General features: G+C 60.8%; 19 protein-coding genes and 3 pseudogenes. 3 read left to right on the forward strand and 19 right to left on the reverse strand.

Annotation, left to right across the window (positions count from 1 at the left end):
* Positions 1-13 precede the first annotated feature (13 nt).
* From ATY77_RS03290 to ATY77_RS03335, 10 genes and pseudogenes are all read right to left on the reverse strand, one after another.
* Positions 14-1,270 (reverse strand): Zn-dependent hydrolase, encoded by a 1,257-nt coding sequence (locus ATY77_RS03290; RefSeq protein ID WP_088686055.1) that lies wholly within the window; start codon positions 1,268-1,270, stop codon positions 14-16.
* Complete coding sequence (locus ATY77_RS03295) at positions 1,267-2,100, reverse strand: BtpA/SgcQ family protein (RefSeq protein ID WP_088675184.1); 834 nt, start codon at positions 2,098-2,100, stop codon at positions 1,267-1,269. The genes ATY77_RS03290 and ATY77_RS03295 overlap by 4 nt, the downstream gene beginning before the upstream one ends.
* Positions 2,101-2,105: 5 nt before the next feature.
* A complete protein-coding gene (locus ATY77_RS03300) occupies positions 2,106-3,011 on the reverse strand; it encodes a PfkB family carbohydrate kinase (RefSeq protein ID WP_088686056.1) in 906 nt (301 codons plus the stop codon).
* A gap of 17 nt (positions 3,012-3,028) precedes the next feature.
* Positions 3,029-3,793, reverse strand: a complete 765-nt coding sequence (locus tag ATY77_RS03305) for a glutamine amidotransferase (protein ID WP_088686057.1) — start codon at positions 3,791-3,793, stop codon at positions 3,029-3,031.
* 28 nt (positions 3,794-3,821) lie between these two features.
* Positions 3,822-4,913: a phosphotriesterase gene (locus tag ATY77_RS03310; protein ID WP_088686058.1), complete on the reverse strand. Its 1,092-nt coding sequence runs from the start codon at positions 4,911-4,913 to the stop codon at positions 3,822-3,824.
* A 2-nt stretch (positions 4,914-4,915) separates the two neighbouring features.
* Positions 4,916-5,884, reverse strand: coding sequence for an ABC transporter permease (locus ATY77_RS03315; protein ID WP_245314296.1), 969 nt, complete (start codon positions 5,882-5,884; stop codon positions 4,916-4,918).
* A 38-nt stretch (positions 5,885-5,922) separates the two neighbouring features.
* Complete coding sequence (locus ATY77_RS03320; protein ID WP_088686060.1) at positions 5,923-6,720, reverse strand: ATP-binding cassette domain-containing protein; 798 nt, start codon at positions 6,718-6,720, stop codon at positions 5,923-5,925.
* 70 nt (positions 6,721-6,790) lie between these two features.
* Positions 6,791-7,732, reverse strand: coding sequence for a substrate-binding domain-containing protein (locus tag ATY77_RS03325; protein WP_088686061.1), 942 nt, complete (start codon positions 7,730-7,732; stop codon positions 6,791-6,793).
* 134 nt (positions 7,733-7,866) lie between these two features.
* Entirely contained in the window at positions 7,867-8,487 is a 621-nt protein-coding gene (locus ATY77_RS03330) for a cupin domain-containing protein (RefSeq protein WP_088686062.1), read from the reverse strand.
* A 176-nt stretch (positions 8,488-8,663) separates the two neighbouring features.
* Positions 8,664-9,839, reverse strand: a pseudogene (locus tag ATY77_RS03335) (Fic family protein).
* 245 nt (positions 9,840-10,084) lie between these two features.
* Between ATY77_RS03335 and ATY77_RS03340 the strand changes: the two are divergent.
* Positions 10,085-11,489, forward strand: a pseudogene (locus tag ATY77_RS03340) (hypothetical protein); the annotation flags it as partial.
* Positions 11,490-11,540: 51 nt separating this feature from the next.
* Here ATY77_RS03340 and ATY77_RS03345 read toward each other — a convergent pair.
* A complete protein-coding gene (locus ATY77_RS03345) occupies positions 11,541-12,065 on the reverse strand; it encodes a sigma-70 family RNA polymerase sigma factor (RefSeq protein ID WP_088686063.1) in 525 nt (174 codons plus the stop codon).
* Between the two features lie 284 nt (positions 12,066-12,349).
* Between ATY77_RS03345 and ATY77_RS03350 the strand changes: the two genes are divergently transcribed.
* A complete protein-coding gene (locus ATY77_RS03350; protein WP_088686064.1) occupies positions 12,350-12,853 on the forward strand; it encodes a ferritin-like domain-containing protein in 504 nt (167 codons plus the stop codon).
* Positions 12,854-12,926: 73 nt separating this feature from the next.
* Here the strand turns inward: ATY77_RS03350 and ATY77_RS03355 are convergent, their stop codons facing one another.
* The 6 genes from ATY77_RS03355 to ATY77_RS03380 form a co-directional block, all read right to left on the reverse strand.
* Positions 12,927-13,724, reverse strand: coding sequence for a transporter substrate-binding domain-containing protein (locus tag ATY77_RS03355; RefSeq protein ID WP_088686065.1), 798 nt, complete (start codon positions 13,722-13,724; stop codon positions 12,927-12,929).
* Between the two features lie 22 nt (positions 13,725-13,746).
* A complete protein-coding gene (locus ATY77_RS03360) occupies positions 13,747-14,478 on the reverse strand; it encodes an amino acid ABC transporter ATP-binding protein (RefSeq protein WP_190237570.1) in 732 nt (243 codons plus the stop codon).
* A complete protein-coding gene (locus ATY77_RS03365) occupies positions 14,465-15,115 on the reverse strand; it encodes an amino acid ABC transporter permease (protein ID WP_088686067.1) in 651 nt (216 codons plus the stop codon). Before ATY77_RS03365 ends, ATY77_RS03360 begins: the two co-directional genes overlap by 14 nt.
* Positions 15,112-15,774: an amino acid ABC transporter permease gene (locus tag ATY77_RS03370; RefSeq protein WP_088686068.1), complete on the reverse strand. Its 663-nt coding sequence runs from the start codon at positions 15,772-15,774 to the stop codon at positions 15,112-15,114. The genes ATY77_RS03365 and ATY77_RS03370 overlap by 4 nt, the downstream gene beginning before the upstream one ends.
* Before the next feature lie 70 nt (positions 15,775-15,844).
* A complete protein-coding gene (locus tag ATY77_RS03375) occupies positions 15,845-16,516 on the reverse strand; it encodes a DUF1080 domain-containing protein (RefSeq protein WP_088686069.1) in 672 nt (223 codons plus the stop codon).
* A 15-nt stretch (positions 16,517-16,531) separates the two neighbouring features.
* Entirely contained in the window at positions 16,532-17,467 is a 936-nt protein-coding gene (locus ATY77_RS03380) for a sugar phosphate isomerase/epimerase (protein WP_190237571.1), read from the reverse strand.
* 196 nt (positions 17,468-17,663) lie between these two features.
* On the opposite strand from ATY77_RS03380, the gene ATY77_RS03385 reads away from it, so the two are divergent.
* Positions 17,664-18,539, forward strand: coding sequence for a LysR substrate-binding domain-containing protein (locus ATY77_RS03385; protein WP_040962172.1), 876 nt, complete (start codon positions 17,664-17,666; stop codon positions 18,537-18,539).
* Between the two features lie 17 nt (positions 18,540-18,556).
* Here the strand turns inward: ATY77_RS03385 and ATY77_RS03390 are convergent, their stop codons facing one another.
* Together ATY77_RS03390 and ATY77_RS03395 are read right to left on the reverse strand one after the other, a co-directional pair.
* Positions 18,557-19,444: a DMT family transporter gene (locus ATY77_RS03390; RefSeq protein WP_088675945.1), complete on the reverse strand. Its 888-nt coding sequence runs from the start codon at positions 19,442-19,444 to the stop codon at positions 18,557-18,559.
* 208 nt (positions 19,445-19,652) lie between these two features.
* Positions 19,653-19,805 (reverse strand): annotated as a pseudogene (locus ATY77_RS03395) (ATP-binding cassette domain-containing protein); the annotation flags it as partial.
* Positions 19,806-19,807: the final 2 nt, after the last annotated feature.

Here is a 19,807-nt window from a genome sequence, read left to right on the forward strand (position 1 = left end):
ACAACGATAACATTCACGCGATCCGAGTCACAAGCGCCAACGATTCGACCACTTTGAGCAACACCCGGGCACCGGAAATCATATGCGTGTCGGTTACGAACTCCGCCTCGTTATGGCTGATGCCATTGCGACACGGTACAAAGATCATGGCCGTCGGCGCTACGCGGCTAACAAACAGCGCATCGTGAAAGGCCCCGGAAACCATTTGACGGCTCTTGAGACCTAGAGCTTTGCAGGCCTCCTCGATTGTTCCTGTTATCGATGATGCAAAGCGGCCTGGTGCCATGTCGACGCGCTGGCTGATGGCAACGTCACAGTCCCAGCGCGCGGCCGCTGTCTCGCATTCCTTCCGCACATGCTGGTCCATTGCGGCAAGGGCAGCGGCGTCCGGATGGCGGATATCGACCGTGAAGGCAACAGAACTGGGAATGACGTTGATGGAACCCGGTTCGGCGGTGATACGGCCGACCGTCAACCGTGCCTCCGGATCCGCAGGCATGACCGCAGATTGAAGACTTGCGATTGCGGCTGCTGCCGCGCTCATGGGGTCCTTGCGGAATTCGAGCGGCGTCGTGCCGGCATGCGCGGCGACGCCCGAGAAGGTCACTTCAAGCCATTTCGTGCCCTGTACCGCCGTGACCACGCCGATTGGCACATCTTCTTGTTCAAGGATCGGGCCTTGTTCGATATGCAGTTCGACAAAGGCAGAAATGGCATGGCCTACTGGACGCATAGCGGCTTCGGGCAGCGTTACGAGCGTTGTCGCCAGCTCATCGGCCAGCCGCGTGCCGTCCGTCGCATGTATCGTTTCCCAGTCCGCCATAGTTCCCACTCGGGCGAAGGCCATGGATCCCATGCAGCCCGGCGAATACCGACTACCCTCCTCGTTGGTAAAGGCGACGACTTCGATGGCACGGTCGGTCTCAATGCCGGCGTCGGCGAGCGCTTCGAGCACTTCAAATGCGCTGAGCGTGCCAAGCGCTCCATCGAAGCGACCGCCGGTCGGCTGGCTGTCGAGGTGGCTGCCGATGAGGAGCGGTGGCAGGAAAGCATCCCGGCCCTCCCGGCGAATGAACAGATTGGCGATGTCATCCTGGAAGACGATGAAGCCGCGGGCAAGCGCACGCTCGGCGAGCAGCCGCCGCGCCGCGCGGTCTTCGACGCCCAAGGCCTGCCGGTTGACACCACCGGCAGGCGTCGCGCCGATCGCCGCGAAATCGGCGACGGACGCAAGAAGGCGTTCGGCGTTAACCTCCGGCTTCCTACTCATCGACCGAGGCCCGCGATAAAGCGTTTGACCCGGTCGAGCTCGACCGCATTCCACCAGACGCCATCGTATTTAAGGGCACTGGCAATGATCACGCCATCCGCGACTGAAAGAATATCGTTGGCATTATCATGCGTGACGCCACTGCCCACCAGTGTCGGCAGCGATGCCGCTTCCTTGATCATTCTGATGTAGCCGAGATCGGCGGCGTGGCCGGTGCGCTGGCCGGTCGCAATGACGACATCGGCATCGAAGAAGACAAGATCCTTGACCTGCTCCTCGACCGGTCGGTCTGCCACGATGGCGTGCGCGCCGTGCTTGACGTGGGCGTCGGCAAAGATGCGGATGCCGCGAGCGCGAAGATGGGCGCGGTAGCGCATGGCACGCGCTGCTTCTCCCTCCACGAAACCCTCATTGGCGATGTAGGCATTGGCCCACTGGTTGACGCGGATGAAGGATGCAGACGATGCACATGCGATAGCCAGTGCCGGGATCGCCGCATTGGCCAGCACGTTGATGCCGATGGGACGTCCGAGTTCCCGACGGATGCGATCGGCGATAACGGCCATATGCGCTGATGTTTCGTGCCCGATATCGTCGGGCTTGGCAAATGGCACATCACCATGGTTCTCGACAATGACGGCGTCGCAGCCGCCGGAAAGATAGGCTCGCGCATCCGAAAGACCGCGCTCGTAGATCGCCTCGACGCCTTCGCCGTCGTAGCGCGGCGCGCCCGGCAGCGGCATCAGATGCACCACGCCGATCACCGGTTTGTCGCGCCCGAAAAGCGTCTTCAGTGTATCCTTGTCCTGCCGTCCGATCGGGTTGCTCATGGCGTTCACATGTTTTCCGGTTTGAATATCTTGGTGAGGGCGGCAAGCTCCGCCGGGGTTGGGAAGGAGACAAGCGTGCCGGGACGGCCAACCGCGAGACCCGCCGCCCGTGTTGCAAGTCTTGCGGCATCGCAAAGGGGTACGCGCTGCGCGAGAAGCCCGGTCAACGTGCCCGCAAAACAGTCGCCGGCCCCGCTGGTATCCACGGTTTCGCGTTTTTCAGCCGGGATCTGGAGCCGAGAAGATGCCTCCAGAACGAAGGCGCCCTCCGAACCGAGCGTCACGATGACGGTGGCCGCACCCATTGCGCACAGGCGGTCGGCAGCGCGGTCACCATGCGTTTCGCCGGTCAAGGCTTCGGCCTCCTGCCGGTTGACGATCAGAAGCGACACCGCCGCCAGATCCAGCTCCCCAGCATGAAGCGGGCTCGGATTGAGCACCGTGAAAAGCCCGGCCGCGTGCGCTGCCTTCAGGCATTGCGCTGTCACATCGGCACCAAGGTTGCCCTGCATCAGCAAAATGTCTCTGGCGCACCAGGTCGATGCGAGTGCGCACATCGCCAGCGGATCGAACGCCTCCGCGCAGGCGGCAGCAGTGACGACAACATTCTCGCCATGGCGGTCGATAAGGATCACCGAGCGGTCACTGGGTAGGTCAAGGCGCGAGAGGCGCAATTCGGAAATCTCCGCCGAGAGCACGCTCTCCATCCCGTCGCCGGCAGCATCCCGGCCAACAGCTGCCCAAAGCGTCACGGATGCGCCTGTCCGAGCGGCGGCAGCGGCCTGGTTCGCTCCCTTGCCACCGACGCCTTCTCCGGCAGCCGCTGCGTTCAGCGTTTCGCCCGGGCTCGGCAGCCGCTCCAGGCAAAAGCTGGTATCGACGCAGACATTGCCGACGACGTGGATGGTCATGGTCCTCGACCTTCCGTTCAGTCTGTTGCCCAGGCGAGCATCTGCTCGAACAGAGTCTTATAGCCCGGCCAGGCGATGAATTCCGGCGGCAGCCAGTGCGGGCCGACATCGGACGTCCAGACAAGCGTGCGGCCCTCGCCATAGGTGCCGGTGACGAGCAGCGGCAGCGAACCGTATTCCGACGAAACGGTCATAAGCTGGTTGGCGCCTTCCTTAAGCGTCACTTCGTTGAAACCGAGCAGATACGGGAACTCGCCGGTTATGCCCGCAAGTATCGGGTGCGAAGCATCGCCCGACACAATGGGCGTAAAGCCCTCAGGCACCTCCACACGGTCGTCGACGGAAAGGCAGGAGACGGGCAGTACCTCTTCGACAGCGGTGTTTCGGAAGCGCGCGCCGCCATTGATGCCCTGGAAAGAATAATAGCCACCGAACATCAGGAGTGCCCCGCCTTGGGCCACGTAGTCGCGCAGCAATTTCAGACGGTTCGGCGTGCGACGCGAGTGAATCCAGGTGTCCGGATGCAGAAGCAGCGTATTGGCACCGATATCCGAGAGCACGATGGCTTCGTAGGCCCTAAGGCCTTCGAGTGTGCTCGGAAACTCCTTCTGTGCCTCGTGTGCCGGCATGAAGGTAACGTCGAAGGGGCTATCCTTCAGGGCCTTCAGCAATTCGTCCGCCCCGGTGTGATAGGTCACCGTAGGGAACTGGTCGAAGCCCTTGATATGGGTGGCGGTCGATACCCAGGATTCGCCGGCGAGCAGCACTTTCTTCTTGGTCATGGAAACTCCTTGGACGATGGGCCAACGCTCAGCGCATGGCGGAAAAGACGGATTTCGGATTGTCGATCAGCATGCGGTCAATGGCCGCTTGATCGACGCCATGGCGCTTCAGACGCGGCAGGAAGTGCTTTAGGATGTAGCCATAGCCAAAGCCGCCGTAGCGCGTCAGCATGATCTTCAGGAACACATCCTGCGACAGCAGCAGCCTGTCGCCAAACCCCTTGTCGACAAGGGTGGCGATAGCACGGGCATTCTCCTCGTCGGAGGGCGACTGGGCATCCTGATCGGCATAGTAATAGTCCATGCCAATCATGTCATATTCCAGGAAGGCGCCGCGCCTTGCCAGCGCCATCTGGTAATCAAGATCGTTATGACTGGGGTTCATGTGGCAAAGGACGGTATGGCGCGGATCGGCCCCCTCCTCCTCCACCACATCGAGCACGCGATGCGCCAGACGCTCCCAGCCCGGCAGGTGAATGGAGAGCGGCAGGCCGGTGATGCGTGCCGCCCGCGCCGAAGCGCGAAGCGACTTCTCTTCCTCAGCGGTGAAATGACGGCTGACGCCGACCTCACCGATAATACCTGCGATGATCTCCGGCTGCGTCTCGCCGCCGCCGACATCATCGACGATGAACCGCGCAACCTCTTCGATGTCCATGGCTTTCAGCCAGTCGGGATGGGTGTGCTCCAGATAGAAGCCTGTACCCATGATGATCCGGAGCCCCGACATGCGCGCGATGCGGGCGAGTCCCGCCGCATCACGGCCGATGCCGAAATTGGTCGTTTCCACCACGGTGCAGCCGCCGAGCGCTTGGAACCGTTTGAGCTCTCCCAGCGCCAGATCCCCATCATCGAGCGAGACATTGTCCCGGTTCATGTAGGGGTTCATACGCAATTCGCCGATAATCGCGATCGAGACCTTCTGTTCGGCGATCGCCTTTTCGTCCGGGTGGCAGGGGCAGATCCAGCTGGTCGCGCCATCGAGGAAGATGTGCTCGTGCATCAGCGTCACCCCGAGATCCTCCACCGGGACGGGGCCGGTGACGGTCATGGCTGTGCCGGAATTCACCCCGATGGGATGCCGCTTTTTCGGCGCGCCCGTGAAGAGACGATCGAGCATCCTCAGCGCCCCTTCGCGCCGCCGCGGAACAGGCGGAAATTCAGCCAGATGGCGACGAGGATGATGAAGCCGGTGACGATCGGCGTGAAGAAGGGCGATAGATGTGAAAGGATGAGGCCGTTTGCGAGCACCGCGACGGTGAGCGCGCCGAGAATCGTGCCCACGAGAGAGCCGCGTCCACCAAAGAGGCTGGTGCCGCCGAGCACGACGGCTGCGATGACATCCAGCTCAAAACCCTGTCCCGCATTCGACGAGCCGGAGCCGAGACGGGCGGAAAGGATAACGCCGGCGGCCGCCGCGGCCGTACCCGACAGCACATAGACCCAGAGGATGACCCGGCGCGTGTTGACGCCTGCCCGCCGCGTCGCCTCGGCATTGGCGCCGACGCCCGTGACGTAGCGGCCGAAATGAGTTTCGTTGAAGGCGATGTAGGCGATGGCAAGAATCACAATCGCGATCAGCGCCGGAGCCGGAACGCCGAGCACCCAGGCGCGGCCAAGGGCTACGAAGGGGCTCGTCGGCTCGATGGGGATCGAATAGCCGCCGGTGATGAGCAACGCGAAACCGCGGATCACGGAAAGACCGGCGAGCGTAACGATGAAGGCGGGGATGCGCTCATAGGCGATAAAATAACCTTGGATGACACCCACCACGCCGCCGAGCAGAAGCATCAGCACGATGGCAAACGGCCAAGGGACGCCCGCCTGTAGGGCTGCGGCCGACAAGGTGGCCGTCAGGGCAAGGACGGAGCCAACCGAAAGATCGATGCCCCCGGTCGTGATGACGAAGGTCATGGCCGCCGCGACGATCAGCAACGGGGCGGATTGCCGGATGACGTTGAGGAGATTCGGCGCGGTCAGGAAGGCATCCGTTGTCACCGAGAAGAATAGGCAACAGACGACGAAGAACAGCGCGATCGACATGACGCCGCCATTGGCCACGACCTTGTCGAGGATCGTCGGCTCGCGCATGCGGGGCGGATGGCTGGCATAGGCGTTGGGTTCGGAACTCATGCGGAGGCGCCCTTTTCCCGGTTATGGCCTGCGGATCGGGCGGCAAATTTTCGCCCGACGATGAGATTGACGACGTCCTCGATATTCGTGTCTTCGATCCGGCGCTCGGCGATGTTACGCCCCTCATACATGACCTGGATGCGGTCGCAGACGAGGAAGAGGTCCTGCAGGCGATGCGTGATGAGAATGACGGACACGCCGCGTTGCGAGACGGTGCGGATGAGTTCGAGCACCGCCTCCACCTCGGCGACGGCGAGTGCTGCCGTCGGCTCGTCCATGATGAGCACCGAGGGGTTGAAGGATGCGGCGCGGCCGATGGCGATAGACTGACGTTGGCCGCCCGAAAGGTTTTCCACCTTCATGCGCGTATCGGGGATGACGATGCCGAGATTGGAGAGCATGTCGCGCGCACGCTCATGCATCAGCGTCTTGTCGAGCATCGGTACGCCGGCCACCCGCCGTTTCGGCTCGCGGCCAAGGAAGAGATTGCCAGCCACATCGATCGTGTCGCAGAGCGCCAGGTCCTGGTAGACCATCTCGATACGCGCTGCGCGCGCATCTGCGGGCGACGTGAAGGCGACCGCTCTGCCGTCGATCTCGATCGTTCCTGAATCGGGGATCACGGCGCCGGACAAAACCTTGCTGATGGTCGATTTGCCTGCTCCGTTGTCACCCACCAGGCCGAGAACTTCCCCGGGCTTCAGATCGAGCGAGGCGTTGTCGAGCGATTGCAGCGCGCCATAGCGCTTGGAAATGCCGGTCATACGAACGCGGCTGACTTGCGTGTCGGTCATATTCAATGGCCCTTGCTGAAATCCGGCCGCCCAGCCTGATCGACAGCCCGGGCGACGGCGGCAGTTCGCCTTACTTGAATATATCGCGGTACTGATCGACATTCGCCTTGGTGACGATGGTAACCGGCACATTGATGATCGGCTCGATCTTCTCGCCCTTTTTGACCTTGACGAGCGCCTCGACCGCAGCCTTGCCCTCGCCGGCCGGATCCTGCTGGATCACAGCGGTCACGAACCCTTGGTCGATGCCATCGATGGCGGACTTCGTCAGATCCCAGCCGAAGACCTTGATGCTATCACCGCGGCCCTGGCTGGCAACCGCGGAAACCGCGCCGAGCAGCGCCGGCTCGCCGGTCGCATAGAGCGCCGTCATGTCGGGGTTGGCCGTCATCAGGTTTTCGGCGGCAGACAGCGCGACGTCCTGTACGTTCTGGCCGTCAACGGTGTTGAGGAATTCGATCTTCTGACCGCCCTCGCCTACCGCAGCCTTGAAGCCGTCGAGACGCTGATTCTGGATGAAGGAATTAAGCGCGCCGACGACGCCGACCTTGGCCGCACCGCCCATGTCGCTCTTCACGTAGTCGGAGAAGAACTTGCCAATCTCGCGACCGGCGGCGGTATTGTCGACACCGACAAAGGCTATGTTGTCGCCTTCCGGAATTTGCGCATCGATGGCGATGACCGGAATGCCGGCATTCTTCGCAGCAGTGATGGCCGGCTTCACGCCGTTCACATCGATGGCGACCAGAATGATGCCGTCGACTTTCTGGGTGATGTAGGTCTCGATCGCATCGTTCTGCGCCGAAGGCACGTTGTTGGCGTTGAAGATGACGAGGTCGACGCCAGCAGCCTTGGCGGCAGCGTTGGCACCATCATTGATCTGGTTGAAGAAGAGTGCCTGCTGATTGATGGTGACGAGCGCGAACGTATCGGCAAAGGCGCCTGAAACACCCATGGAAAGCGTCATGGCGACGGCTGCGGCGCAGCCGAGGAGATATTTGGTCCGACCCATTTTAAAGTTCCCCTTGTTAGAAGCCGCGGGCGGCAACAGAATTTGCGAGGGCATTATTCAAGTGACTTGAATTATTGTCAAGATGCTTGAATGGTCGGAGCCACAAAAGTCAAATCATGAGTTTTTTGAGGTAATCAAAATGTTGGCGGCGTATTGACCCAGAAAATCGAGGCACGCTGGCTTCCGACGTTGCGATACCAATGGGCCAGCTCTGAATTGAATACGAAACTGTCTCCGGCGCACAGGTGAAAGGTCTTATCGCCGATCATCAACTCGATCTCGCCGACGAGCACGTAGCCGACCTCTTCGCCGACATGCTGGATCGGGCCGGCGCTCTCGCCTCCCACATCGATATGGTGGATGTTGCACTGGAGCAGATGACCCTGCGAATAGGGAATTATACGTTCGAGCGATATGCCCTCGCCGCGTCGCAGCGGATCGAGCGAGATCAGCGGCCGTGTGCCGGCGCGAAACACCACGCCCTCGTCGGCATCCGTCTCCTCGAACATCCAGCCGATATTGGAATCGAGCGCCTGCACCAGCCGGTGCAGCATGGGCAACGATGGCGAAGCCTTACCGTTCTCGATCTTGGACAGCAGGCTTTCTGAACAATCAGCAGCCAGCGCCAGTGCCTTCAGCGTCAGCCCACGCGTCTGCCGCGTAAGCTTGAGGCGCGCACCAAGCCGCACCGGATTCGGCTGAATCTTGTCCTCCCGGCTAGTTTCAGACGGCAAAGGCGAATTGACCATATTCATGTTAGAGGCATCGCATTGATCGGCGCTCTAATCATAAGTCCTTCAGTTAAGCCCTGTCCAGTTAGAATGCTTTAAGCCAAGAGGTTACGCTGGCTTGCGCGAACATGATCTGCCGGTGGCTCGTCGGACTTACAAAGCGCCTTGATGAAGATCGAACCTTCGACCGCACCTGTCTGTCACGAACTGAGAGGAAGAGGATCGGCGCCTTCGCTGAGAATTGCAAGATATCTTCGGTAGCTGAACACGCGGCCACGCTTGCGGCCCGTCACCTCGTCGACGATGTCCAACCGCTTCAGATCGGCGAGTGCTGCATTGACCGTCGGTGCGGACAGACCTGTAATTTGAACAACCTGGTTCGCCGTGAGAAAAGGATTCTGCTGGAAAAGCCCGTGAACACGAAGTGCCGATCCCGCTCTATCACTCTCCGTCGTGATGCGCTCTCGATCTTCCTTGAAGAGATCCACAATCTGGGTCGCAGCCTCAAACGCCTGATTGGCGGTGTCGGCCACCCCAGTCAGGAAAAAGTCCAACCAAGCCTCCCAGTTGCCATGTTCGCGAACCTCTTGCAGTAGCCAATATTCCCTCCGATGGGATTTCAGGAGAAGACTGAGGTAGAGCAATGGCTTGCGTAGAACGCCGTCATGCAGAGGTATAGGGTCACTAGCAAGCGACCTATACGGCCATTGCCATCGAGAAATGGATGGATCGTTTCGAATTGAACGTGCAGCAGACCTGCTTTGATTAGCGCCGGCAACCGCGATCGGTCATCATGCATGAAGCGCTCGAACGCATCCAGACAAGCGGCCATTCCCGTGACGGGAGCAGGCACGAAGAGCGCGTTACCGGGGCGCGTGCCGCCAATCCAATTTTGCGAGCGGCGAAACTCTCCTGGATCCTGGTGCCCCCTCGCCCACTCTGCAGAAGCCTGGCGTGCATCTCGCGGATCAGGCGCAACGACATGGGCAGCGTTTCCAGCCGCTCTAAGCCGTACATCATCGCGTCGACGTAGTTGGAGACTTCAGGAATGTCATCAACCGGCTGCCCGGCTTGCGCTTCAGTCTCAAACCGCAAGAGATCGGAAAGCGTCGACTGCGTGCCTTCAATCTGTGAGGAAAGAACGGCTTCTTTTCTCACATACATATAAAGGAACAGCTCCTGCCGCGGCAGCAACATTGTGATCCCATCCAGGCGCCCGAGCGCGTGTTCTGCCAGGCTGAGACGCTCTAAAAGGGCGAGCACATCGATAGGCGGCTCGGCGGCAGTGGCGGAGGCACGAACGCTCGTACCGTTTCACTGGCAGCGACCGTCTCTACGAAGCGACCGAGGCGAGGACTGGATTGGGAATCAAACATATCCCAGTATCAGCCTCGCCTCTTATTTAAACGAGAGGCATATCATTTAATTAAGCGTCTCACTTAGATAAGCGCGCTTAATCAAAGGTACGATCATCGATCTCCCGAGCGCAGGTCCACAGCAAACTGTATGGACTCATTGCAAATGACTCAGCGGTGCTCAACGTGCCGCATCCGATACATCCTTTCTTAAAACTGCACTCCTATTCCCGCTCGCCCTCGGCACTGGCGCCGAGAGAAGCGGAATGAGCATGACCAAACAAGACATTTCATCACGTCATTTTCAGCGAAAGATCTCTGACTTTTGCGAGCTGCGCATCGCACCGATTGTATCCAAACGAGTGCTGGAGAATGTTCGGCCCTTTCTAATAAGCTTGATCATCTACCGAAAGCCGCCTCCGATCCTGAATGGCCGTATCGACTGGACCACGATCGGGCAGGCCTGCGGAATCGAAGCCGAGTTGACTGCAGAGTTGAAGAAGGAGCTCCGGCCAGGCCTGGATGCGATCACCCGATGGCTGGGGGCATCGCCCGCGGAAGATGTTCAGTCAGATAAGCCAGCCACGCGAGTTCGTACGGCTGGGTCAAGCAAGTCAGCCACCGCTCCATCCGCCAGGAAACCACAGCGCCGTGCCATCGACGGCTCCTTTGCTCGGTCTTCGTCGGTACCGCGCGGGCCTGCGCCGAAGCCCATCAGCCCGCTTCCAGAGCCCTTGTCTGAGGCAACGGAAGATCCAGTGAATTTTCAGAATGCCCTGGTCTATCACATGCGCCGGTTCGGTGACACCTATTGGCAGCTCTACCGCGCTGTTGTTCGTCTCAACGAGACCTTCGACAATAAGACACTCTTGTCTTGGATCCAGGGCGAGCGTGTGCCCTGATCTGTCGCCAGCTTCGATATCCTCCGCCGCATCGAGCAGCGCTACCGATTGCCAGGTGGCTATTTCAAAGACAAGCTGCCGCATCAGGCGCGCTCGCTTTACGGTCATGATCTCGGCGATATCAGCCCCGCTGAGCGGCGCAGGATCTCCTTGCATCTGCCGGATGACTTCAGCAGCCTGCCCTTTACCAAGCGTGAAGAGATCCTCGATTGGGTGCGGCGGGTGATCATCTCCGGCTCGACAGAGTATCGTCGGTACCAGGCGGCGGCTATCAAACAACGTTACGCCATCCGCTTTCCTGGCGTGACTTATGGTGGGGGCGCTCTTTCACCTCGATCCTTCGCCTCGGCGGCCGGCGCCCATCAGAACATCGCCCAGGAGCTAGAGGATCCGATCTGCTGTCTGGCGTTGTAGATGCACCGCCGAGGCTTGCTATGGAAATGGCTGATCTAATCCGCTTCAAGACCTCGACGCTGACGGCGATTGGTTTTCAACGAAATGGCGTCTGAGGGGAGGAAACGGCCTCTCAGAAGATCGAACACCTCGGCCTGATGTTCGGCGCACTAGCGGCCTCACCGAATGGTGCAGTAAGGGGCTGCGGCGTGCCAGTCAGCCAATTGAGCTTCGGCCTTCTCATCTTCCCCGGCGTTGGGGCTGGTATCTGCAGTGGCGCGAACAGCGCCGTGGCTTCTACACCAAGTGGGAAGAGGACATGCTCATGGTCGCGCAATCCCTCACCCGCACTGATGTAGGCTGGCTCCGACAGCATGAGACGCCTGGGCGGCCATCACCGCACTCGATCAGTCGCAATGAGCCGGGTTCAGTCGATGAGCTGGTTTCCGAGCAGGGAGTGCAGGCATTCGCGGGCACGGCTGACACGGCTTTTTAAGGTGCCGATCCGGCAGCCGCACATTTTGGCTGCATCCTCGTAGCTGGTTCCGGCGGCGACCAGCGTCAGCGCCCTGCGCCTGTCGTCGGACAGAAGCGTCAGCGCATGCTGCAGTTCGCGCTCGCGCAGCGCCCATTCCTGTGTCGGGGCGGTGGCGATCTGTTCCATTGCTGCGTCGATACCGGCCGGCTCGCGCTTCTGGCGGCGGTAATTGGTGCAGAAGGTGTTGCGCAAAATGGTGAAGAGCCAGGATTTGAGAGAAGTGCCGGGATGATAGAGATGAAGCGAGTTCAGTGCCTTCAGCAAGGTCTCCTGCACGAGATCGTCGATATCGTCGTCGCTGCGCAGGAACCGGCGGGCGAAGGCGCGCAGCGCCGGCGTCAGCTCGACGATCTCCGATTCTATCGCTGAGGTTTTTTTGCTGTGCGACACTGGACGTACGGAAGACAAGGACATTTTTTCTCTCCTGGGATGAGGAGGAAAGCTCCGCGCATCCTAATCGTTGCCGTACGATATCGGACAGATACCTGCTTTTGATCGCTAGGATCCCTGCGGCGACCGGGAACAACGGCTTTGCACAATCGTTCGGGTGATCGCCGGTCCCGGTGCTGCCGGACCAGCCTCTTCCTTGGCCGGATGAGATGGCGCCTCCGGCCACGGAGGCGTCACGCTTCCCTCACGGGAACATCCGGCGAAGGCGAGAGTTGTTTGTCGTCACGACAGCGCCATAGGAGGACTAAATGGCAACCGAGAAGACTTTGAACGACCTCTTTCTCGATACTCTCAAGGACATCTATTACGCCGAAAAGCAGATCCTGAAGGCGCTGCCGAAGATGGCCCGCGCCGCGCAATCGGAAGAAGGCAAGGCCGGCTTCCTGCAGCATCGCGACGAGACCCAGGCTCAGGTCGAGCGCCTCGAGCAGGTCTTCGAAATGATCGGCAAGCCGGCGCGCGGCAAGACCTGCGAAGCCATCCAGGGCATCATCGCCGAAGCCGAGGAAATCATGGACGAGTTCAAGGGCACCGTCGCCCTCGACGCCGGCCTGATTTCATCAGCGCAGGCCGTCGAGCATTACGAGATCGCCCGCTACGGCACGCTGATCGCCTGGGCCAAGCAGCTCGGCCTCAAGGACGCCGTCCCGCTGCTGCAGGCAACGCTCGCCGAGGAAGAAGCAACCGACAAAAAGCTCACGCAGATCGCGGAGTCCTCCGCCAACGTCAAGGGCAAGGGCAAGGCGGCCTAACCTGCCTGCCCCCAGCATCGGCCGCCCTATGGCGGCCGTGCTTTTTTCTGGGTTCGCGGGGCTCTGAGTTTGCCTACCGCGTCGGCAGAGCCAGCTGAAGAGGCTGCAGCGGCAGGCCGAGATAGGTCTGGCTGAGGCGATCGAGATCGCCGTTCAACTGGCTGTAATAGATGAAGCTGTTCACCCAGGCGAGAAAATTCAGCTCTCCCATCCGCACCGCCATGTGTGCCGGCGAGGACCGGAGCGCGATCAGCAGCTCCATTTCCTTGTCCGGGTTCTGCTTCTTCAGCGCCGCGACGGTCGTCGTGCTCGACGTCAGCAGATCGGTCTGGCCGGAGAGGAAGGCCGTTGCGGAGGTGGAGTCGGATTCGAATTGCTTCACCTGGGCGCTTGGATTTCTCGACAGGATCGCTTGCGTCGCAGCGGCTCCCCGCGTCGCGGAAACCGTGTAGGCGTTCAGATCGTCGAGCGTGGAAACAGGCAGGCTCTTGGGTCCGAACACGCCGAGCACCGTGTTCACATAGGGCGCGGAATAGAGAACCTGCTTGGCGCGCTCCGGCGTGATGCCAAGGTTGGAGATGACGAGGTCCGCTTTGTCGGTGACGAGAACGGCGACGCGATTGGCCGATGGCACCCCGACCGTTTCGAGCTTGACGTTCAAGGCCTTGGCGACCATTTCCGCCATTTCGATATCGAAGCCGACCGGCTTGCCGTCGGCGCCGACAGATCCGAAGGGAGGGCTGTCCAGCGACACGGCGACGCGGATGATGCCGTTCGACAGAATGTCCTGAAGCCTGTCGGCCCAGGCGTTCGTCGCGGCACCCGCAACGCCGATGACGATGGCGAGGGCTTTGATCAGTTTCTTTTTCATGAGGTTCCCCTTTTCTTGGTGATTAATGGAGGACGGCGCTGAGGAAGGAGCTCAGCTCCGCTGTCTTCGGACCGGAAAGAACGGCTTTCGCCGGGCCGTCCTCCCACACCTTGCCTTTGTGCATGAACACGACCCTGGTGCCGAAACGTTTGGCAAAGCCTATTTCGTGGGTGACGAGGATCATCGTCATGCCTGCCGCCGCCACGTCCTCGAGGACTTTCAGGACCTCGCCGGTCAGTTCGGGATCGAGCGCGGAAGTGACCTCGTCGAACAGCATTACCTTGGGCTTCATCGCCAGCGATCTCGCGATCGCCACGCGCTGCTGCTGCCCGCCGGAAAGCTGGCGCGGCAAATGATCGAGTTTGTCTTCGAGGCCGACCCGCCGCAGAGTCTCCTCGGCGAGGGCGCGCAGCTCATCTTTGGGAAGGCCCTGCACGAGCTTCGGCGCCAGGGTGATGTTTTGCCCCACCGTCAGGTGCGGAAACAGATTGTAGCTCTGGAAAACCATGCCGACCTGCTGGCGCAGCTTCCTGAGATCCGTCTTCGGGTCGTTCACTGTGATCCCGTCGACGACGACCGAGCCGTTCTGGATCGCTTCCAGGCCGTTGATACAGCGCAACATCGTGCTCTTGCCCGAGCCGGACCGCCCGAGGACGGACACGATTTCGCCGGGCTGGATATCAAGGGAGACGTCGTGCAGCACCGTCAGCGGCCCGAACCGCTTCTCGACGTTTTTCAGTTCAACGATTGACATCAAGCTTCCTTTCCAGACCGCGGCTCCACGTGGTGAGCGGGTAGCAAATGACGAAGTAGATCGCTGCGACGATCGAATAGGCGAGCAGTGGCTTGTAGGTCGCAGCGGAGAGGAATTGACCGCTCTGGGTCAGTTCGTAGACGCCGATGGTCGATGCGAGCGACGTGTTCTTGAGCAGTTGGACGGCAAAGCCGATCGTCGGCGGGATCGCGATCCGAATGGACTGGGGCAGGATCACCCGCGTGAACTGGTGAAACATGCCGAGCCCGAGCGAGGATGCCGCTTCCCATTGCGTGACGGAGACCGATCGCAGGGCGCCGTACCAGGTCTCCCCGAGAAACGCGCCGCCGTAGATCGAAAAGCCGATCGAGACGGCGAGCCAGGCGGGGATGTTGAAGCCCAGCGTGGCGAGCCCGAAGAACAGAAGGAACAGCCAGACCAGGAGAGGCGTGCCTTGCACGATTTGCACATAGACGATCGCGAGCCACCGGACCGGCGGGATGCGGGAAAGGCGGAGTGCGGCGATCGGGAGCCCCAGCAGGGATGATCCGGCGAATGCCACCAGGGAAAGGAGAAGGGTCGTTCCGGCGGCTTCGACGATCGTCAGCAGATCGAGCAGTTGGATGTCGCGGATCATTCGTCCCCTCCAAAGTACAGCAGGTAGATGGTGGCGAAACCGACCCTGAAGAGAAGGGCGAGTGCCAGATAGAGCGCGCCGATGAGCAGGTAGATCTCGAAGTCGCGATAGGTCATCGCCTGGACGATCGAGCCCATGTGGAACAGGTCGGAGACCGCGATTTGCGACACCACCGAGGTCGACAGCATGAAGAAGATGAACTGGCTGGCGAGCGCCGGGAACATGTCCTTGATGGCGGGCACGAGGACGACGTACCGGAACACCTGGTAGCCCGACAGGCCAAGGCATGCGCCCGCTTCCTTCTGGGATTGCGGAACGGCCTCGATGCCGGCACGGATGATCTCGGCGAGATATGCCCCGAGATAGATGACGAAGCAGATCATCGCCGCATAGAGCCCGGGGATGCGGATGCCGAGGCTCGGCAGTCCGAAATAGACGGTGAAGAGCTGAACCAGAAGCGGCGTGTTCCTGATGACCTCGATATAGACGGTGACTGTCCTTGCCGCCCATCCGGGCCCATAGACGCGCGTTACGGCAACGGCGATGCCGAGCAGCAGCCCGCCGCCAAGCGCAATGCCGGACAGGCCCAAGGTGAGCAGCAGCCCATCCAGGAACAGGTTCCAGGCAGAAAGCACATCCCGAAATTGAAGTTGATACATGGTAAGACCTGCCGACTTCGGTTTGTGGTGCATCGGCGCGCGGGGCTGGCCGGCGCGCCGATGCCGGCGATTACAGCGGAAAAACTTCCACCCGGCGAAACTCGACGCGCTGCTCCGTCACCTGCAGCGCGACCTTGCCGTGATCGGTCGTGCAATCGTAGCCGTCGTTGACGAGGACGCCGTTCAGCCAGATGCGCAGGGCGCGTCCCTTGCACTCGAACGCCATCCTGTTCCATTCGCCGAGCGGAGCTTCGGCGTCGACGATCTTGACGATGTGGCGGCCATCCTGATCGCCGCCGCCGGGCTTTTGGCCGTTTTCCAGCGGCCGCCGTTCGGGATTGTCACAGAGGATGTTGTCGATGATGCAGTAGATATCGCCTGCATCATGATGCCGGATTTTCACGTCGAGCGATTGCGGGAAAATATTCTTCGATTTCGTCCGAAGCATGCGAAGCTTCGAGACATGGACGAGAATGCTGCCGCCACCGCCCTCCCCGGACAATCGGTAGTCCACTTCGAGGCGGTAGTTCCGAAACGCTTTTTCCGAAACCAGATGTCCCACCGCCTTGCCGGGAGTGACGATGACGCCATCGGTGACTTCGACGATATCGGGCGACGACGGGTCTTCGTCACGCGCCGGAATATCCGAGAACCATCCGGAAAGATCCTTGCCGTTGAAGAGCACGATTTTTTCAGTCGGCTCGACGATTTCAAGGGTGGAAATATCGGCTGAATTGCTCATCTGACCCTCCCCGCCTCACGTCACGATCAACTTGGAAAGCGTGTTGTAGCCGAGCCGCAGGCCGGCGCGCTCCTGGCTGTAATTGCTGACCACGTCGGCCTCCGACCTGATCGAGTGGATCGTCTGCATGCTCGCGAAGACGTCATCCTCATGCTCGATGTCGAGATTGCCCTGGTAGCCCGAGACGATGACGGCGCTGATGAACTTCGGCCAGTCGACCTCGCCCCAGCCCGGCGCGCGCGCGCGCCACCAGCGGCGGTCGAGGCCCTTTTTCGGCGCGAAGGAGCGCCCGAGAATCCCGCTCCGGGCAAGGATCTTCCCATCGATCTCCATGTCCTTGGCGTGAACATGGAATACCTTGCTGGCATAATCCTTGATCGCCTGGCAGTAATCGATGCCCTGCCAGACGAGATGCGACGGATCGAATTCGAGGCCGAGGCGGTCGGAGGGAACGACGTCGAAGATCACGTCCCAGATTTCCGGGCTGTAGGCGATGTTGTTGCCCTTCATCGTCACGACGTTGATCATCGGGCAATTTTCGAGGGCGATCTTCACGTTCGATTTTTCGGCGAGATCGCAATACCGGGAGAAAAGCTCCTTAAAAGCGGGGATGTTCTCCTCGACATTGAGCCGCGGGTCCTGGCCGGCAAAGGTCGCCACCACCTCGACGCCGAGGCGAGAGGCGAGGTTCATGACCTTGGGCAGGTAAGCTTGCGCCGCCTCGCGTTCATGTTCGTCGGGATGCAGGTAGTTGGGATAATATCCCAGAGCCGAGATCTGGATGTTCTTGCTGTCGAGATCCCTGCGGATTTCCGCGAGCTCGGCGTCGGTCGTCGTGTTGGCGTCGAGGGCCGAACCCGGCCAGGCGGAGAGCTGCAGACTGGTGAAGCCGACCTCATGGGCGAACTCGGCGGTTTCCTTGGAATAGTTCGTGTAAAAACCGATTCTCACGGGAGTTGATCCTCTGGTTCGATGTCTTGGTGGAAAACGAAAACGCTGCAGCTGTTTCCATGCGAAAGACCATCGCGCCGAACGTGAGCCCCGGGGAGGTGCAAAAAACGCTAACCGGAATGCACGAAATGCACCACACTGCGAAAAATGCACATGATAGTTTTCGTCACCGCCTCCTTACGAAACCGTGGGTTCGATGCCTCGTAATCTGCCACCGCTCACCGCCTTGCGGGCCTTCGATGCCGTCGCCCGGCTCGGCAGTCTCCGCTCGGCCGCGGAAGATCTGTCGATCCACCACACCGTGGTGGGGCGCCATGTCCGCAAGCTCGAGAATTGGCTCGGGGTCAAGCTGCTCGACAGCAACTTTGCCGAGACGCGTTTGACCGATGCGGGAAAGGAGTACCACGAGCGTATCGCCGTGGCATTCGACCATATAGACGACGCGACATTCATGCTTCGCCCGTCGGGCCGCCAGCAGCTGAAGGTGTGGTGCGGGCCGGGCCTCAACAAATCGTGGCTAATGCCGCGGATCGAAGAGATCAACCGCGCCGCCCGGGTCGATGTCGTGCTGTTGCGGGCAACCGATCATCTTCCGGATTTCCGGCGCTTCGAAGCCGATGTCGCCGTTCACTACGGGCGGGAGTACATCGCCTACAGCAACTCCGTCGAACTCTATCGGCCAAGGCATATCGCCGTCGCCAGCCGCGACTTCCTGGAACGCCATCCGGTGGCGGAGCCGCGCGACCTGCTCTCGGTTCCCCTGCTTCACGAGCAGACCACCGACGCTTGGGTGAGATGGCTGCACGCCAATGGCGTCAAGGCTCCTTCGACGCTCGGCGGCCAGAAGCTGGGCTATGCGCATATCGTCATCGAGGCCGCGGCGATCGGCCAGGGCGTGGCGCTTGCCAACGAAATCCTGGTCGCGCCCGAAATCGGTCAGGGCCGGCTGGTGGAAGCGGTTGCAACGGAAACCTACCTGGACTCCTATTATTTCTATGCCTCCAAGAGCCGGTGGAACGAGCCTGCCATCGCGCGACTTCGCCAGTATCTCGTCGATAATCTCGGCGCCTGACGGTCGCCTCATCGATCTCACGCCTCGATGCTCCGCCGGGCGCGCAGGCGCTCCCGATGGAAGTTATAAAGATTGGCGGCGATGACGATCAGCGCTCCGGCCAGCACATTGGCTTTCACAGGGTCGTCGAATATCGCGACGCCGTAGGCAAGCGCCCAGACGAGCATCGTATATTGCAGGGGCGCGATTACCGACGCAGGCGCCCGGCGGAGGGCTTCGAGCGAGACGAATTGTGCAACGCCCATGAAAAAGCCGGAGCCGGCGGCAATGAGCAGGGCCTTGCCGCTCAGAGGCTGCCATTGGATGAGCGCGCCCGGCAAACCGACGAGCAGGATTCCGGCCAGCACGGCTGCGACCATGCTGACCCGGTCTTCTTCTTTGCCGATTTTCCGCATGATCAGGACGACGGCCGCGCTCGCCAAGACGCTGCCGAAGGCCGACAAGTGCGCCAGGCTGAAATGAGTGGCGACCGGATCGATCATCACGAGAATCCCGAGGAAGCCGGCGACGATGACGGCGATCCTGTGCATTCCGACGGTTTCCCCGAGAACGGGAATGGAAGCGAGCGTCACGACGATCGGCGTGCAGAAAACGATCGCGTAGACCTCCGCCAGGGGAAGCGCCGAGAAGGCGTAGAAGCCGCAAAGCGTATTGACGCCCGCGAGCAGGCCACGAATGGCGACCAGCGAGCGATTTCTGATACGGGTGCTGAAGCCGCCGCGCCTGAATACCACAAGCATGAACGGTATGAACGCGAAGGCCACCTGAAGCAGGACAACCTGGAAAACCGGGACCTCCCGCGTCAAGGCCTTTACGAGCATGTCGCTGGAACTGAAGAGAAAATAAGCCGCCAAAGACAGTGGGATCCCTGCCCATGCGGGAACATCGGCAAATCTCACGCCCATCCGTCCGGCCCTCAAACACGGCCAGTCTAATGGCCCGCCGAGAAAGCGCGCGAGAGGCAAAAAAAGCTTGTTCGAATGCAAAAACTGCACCGCGCGGGCAGCCCAAGCTTATCGTCTCGGAAACAGCAGTCCCGCGAGCCGGCAGCGAGCACCGCCGCCAAACCAGGAATTGCCCGGTATATCTTCTCGTTCAGACGATCGCCGCCGCTCCCGCGAGCATTCTGAGCAGCGTGGACTTGCCGCAGCCGGAGGGGCCGACGAGGGTGACGAATTCGCCGTCTTCGATATCGACGGAGACGCCGTGGATCACCGGAACGGCGCCATAACGCTTGCGGGCGTTGTCGATCGTAACCGCTGCCATGT

Origin of the sequence: Rhizobium sp. R634 (assembly GCF_002211305.1) — a bacterium.
Lineage (GTDB): Bacteria > Pseudomonadota > Alphaproteobacteria > Rhizobiales > Rhizobiaceae > Rhizobium.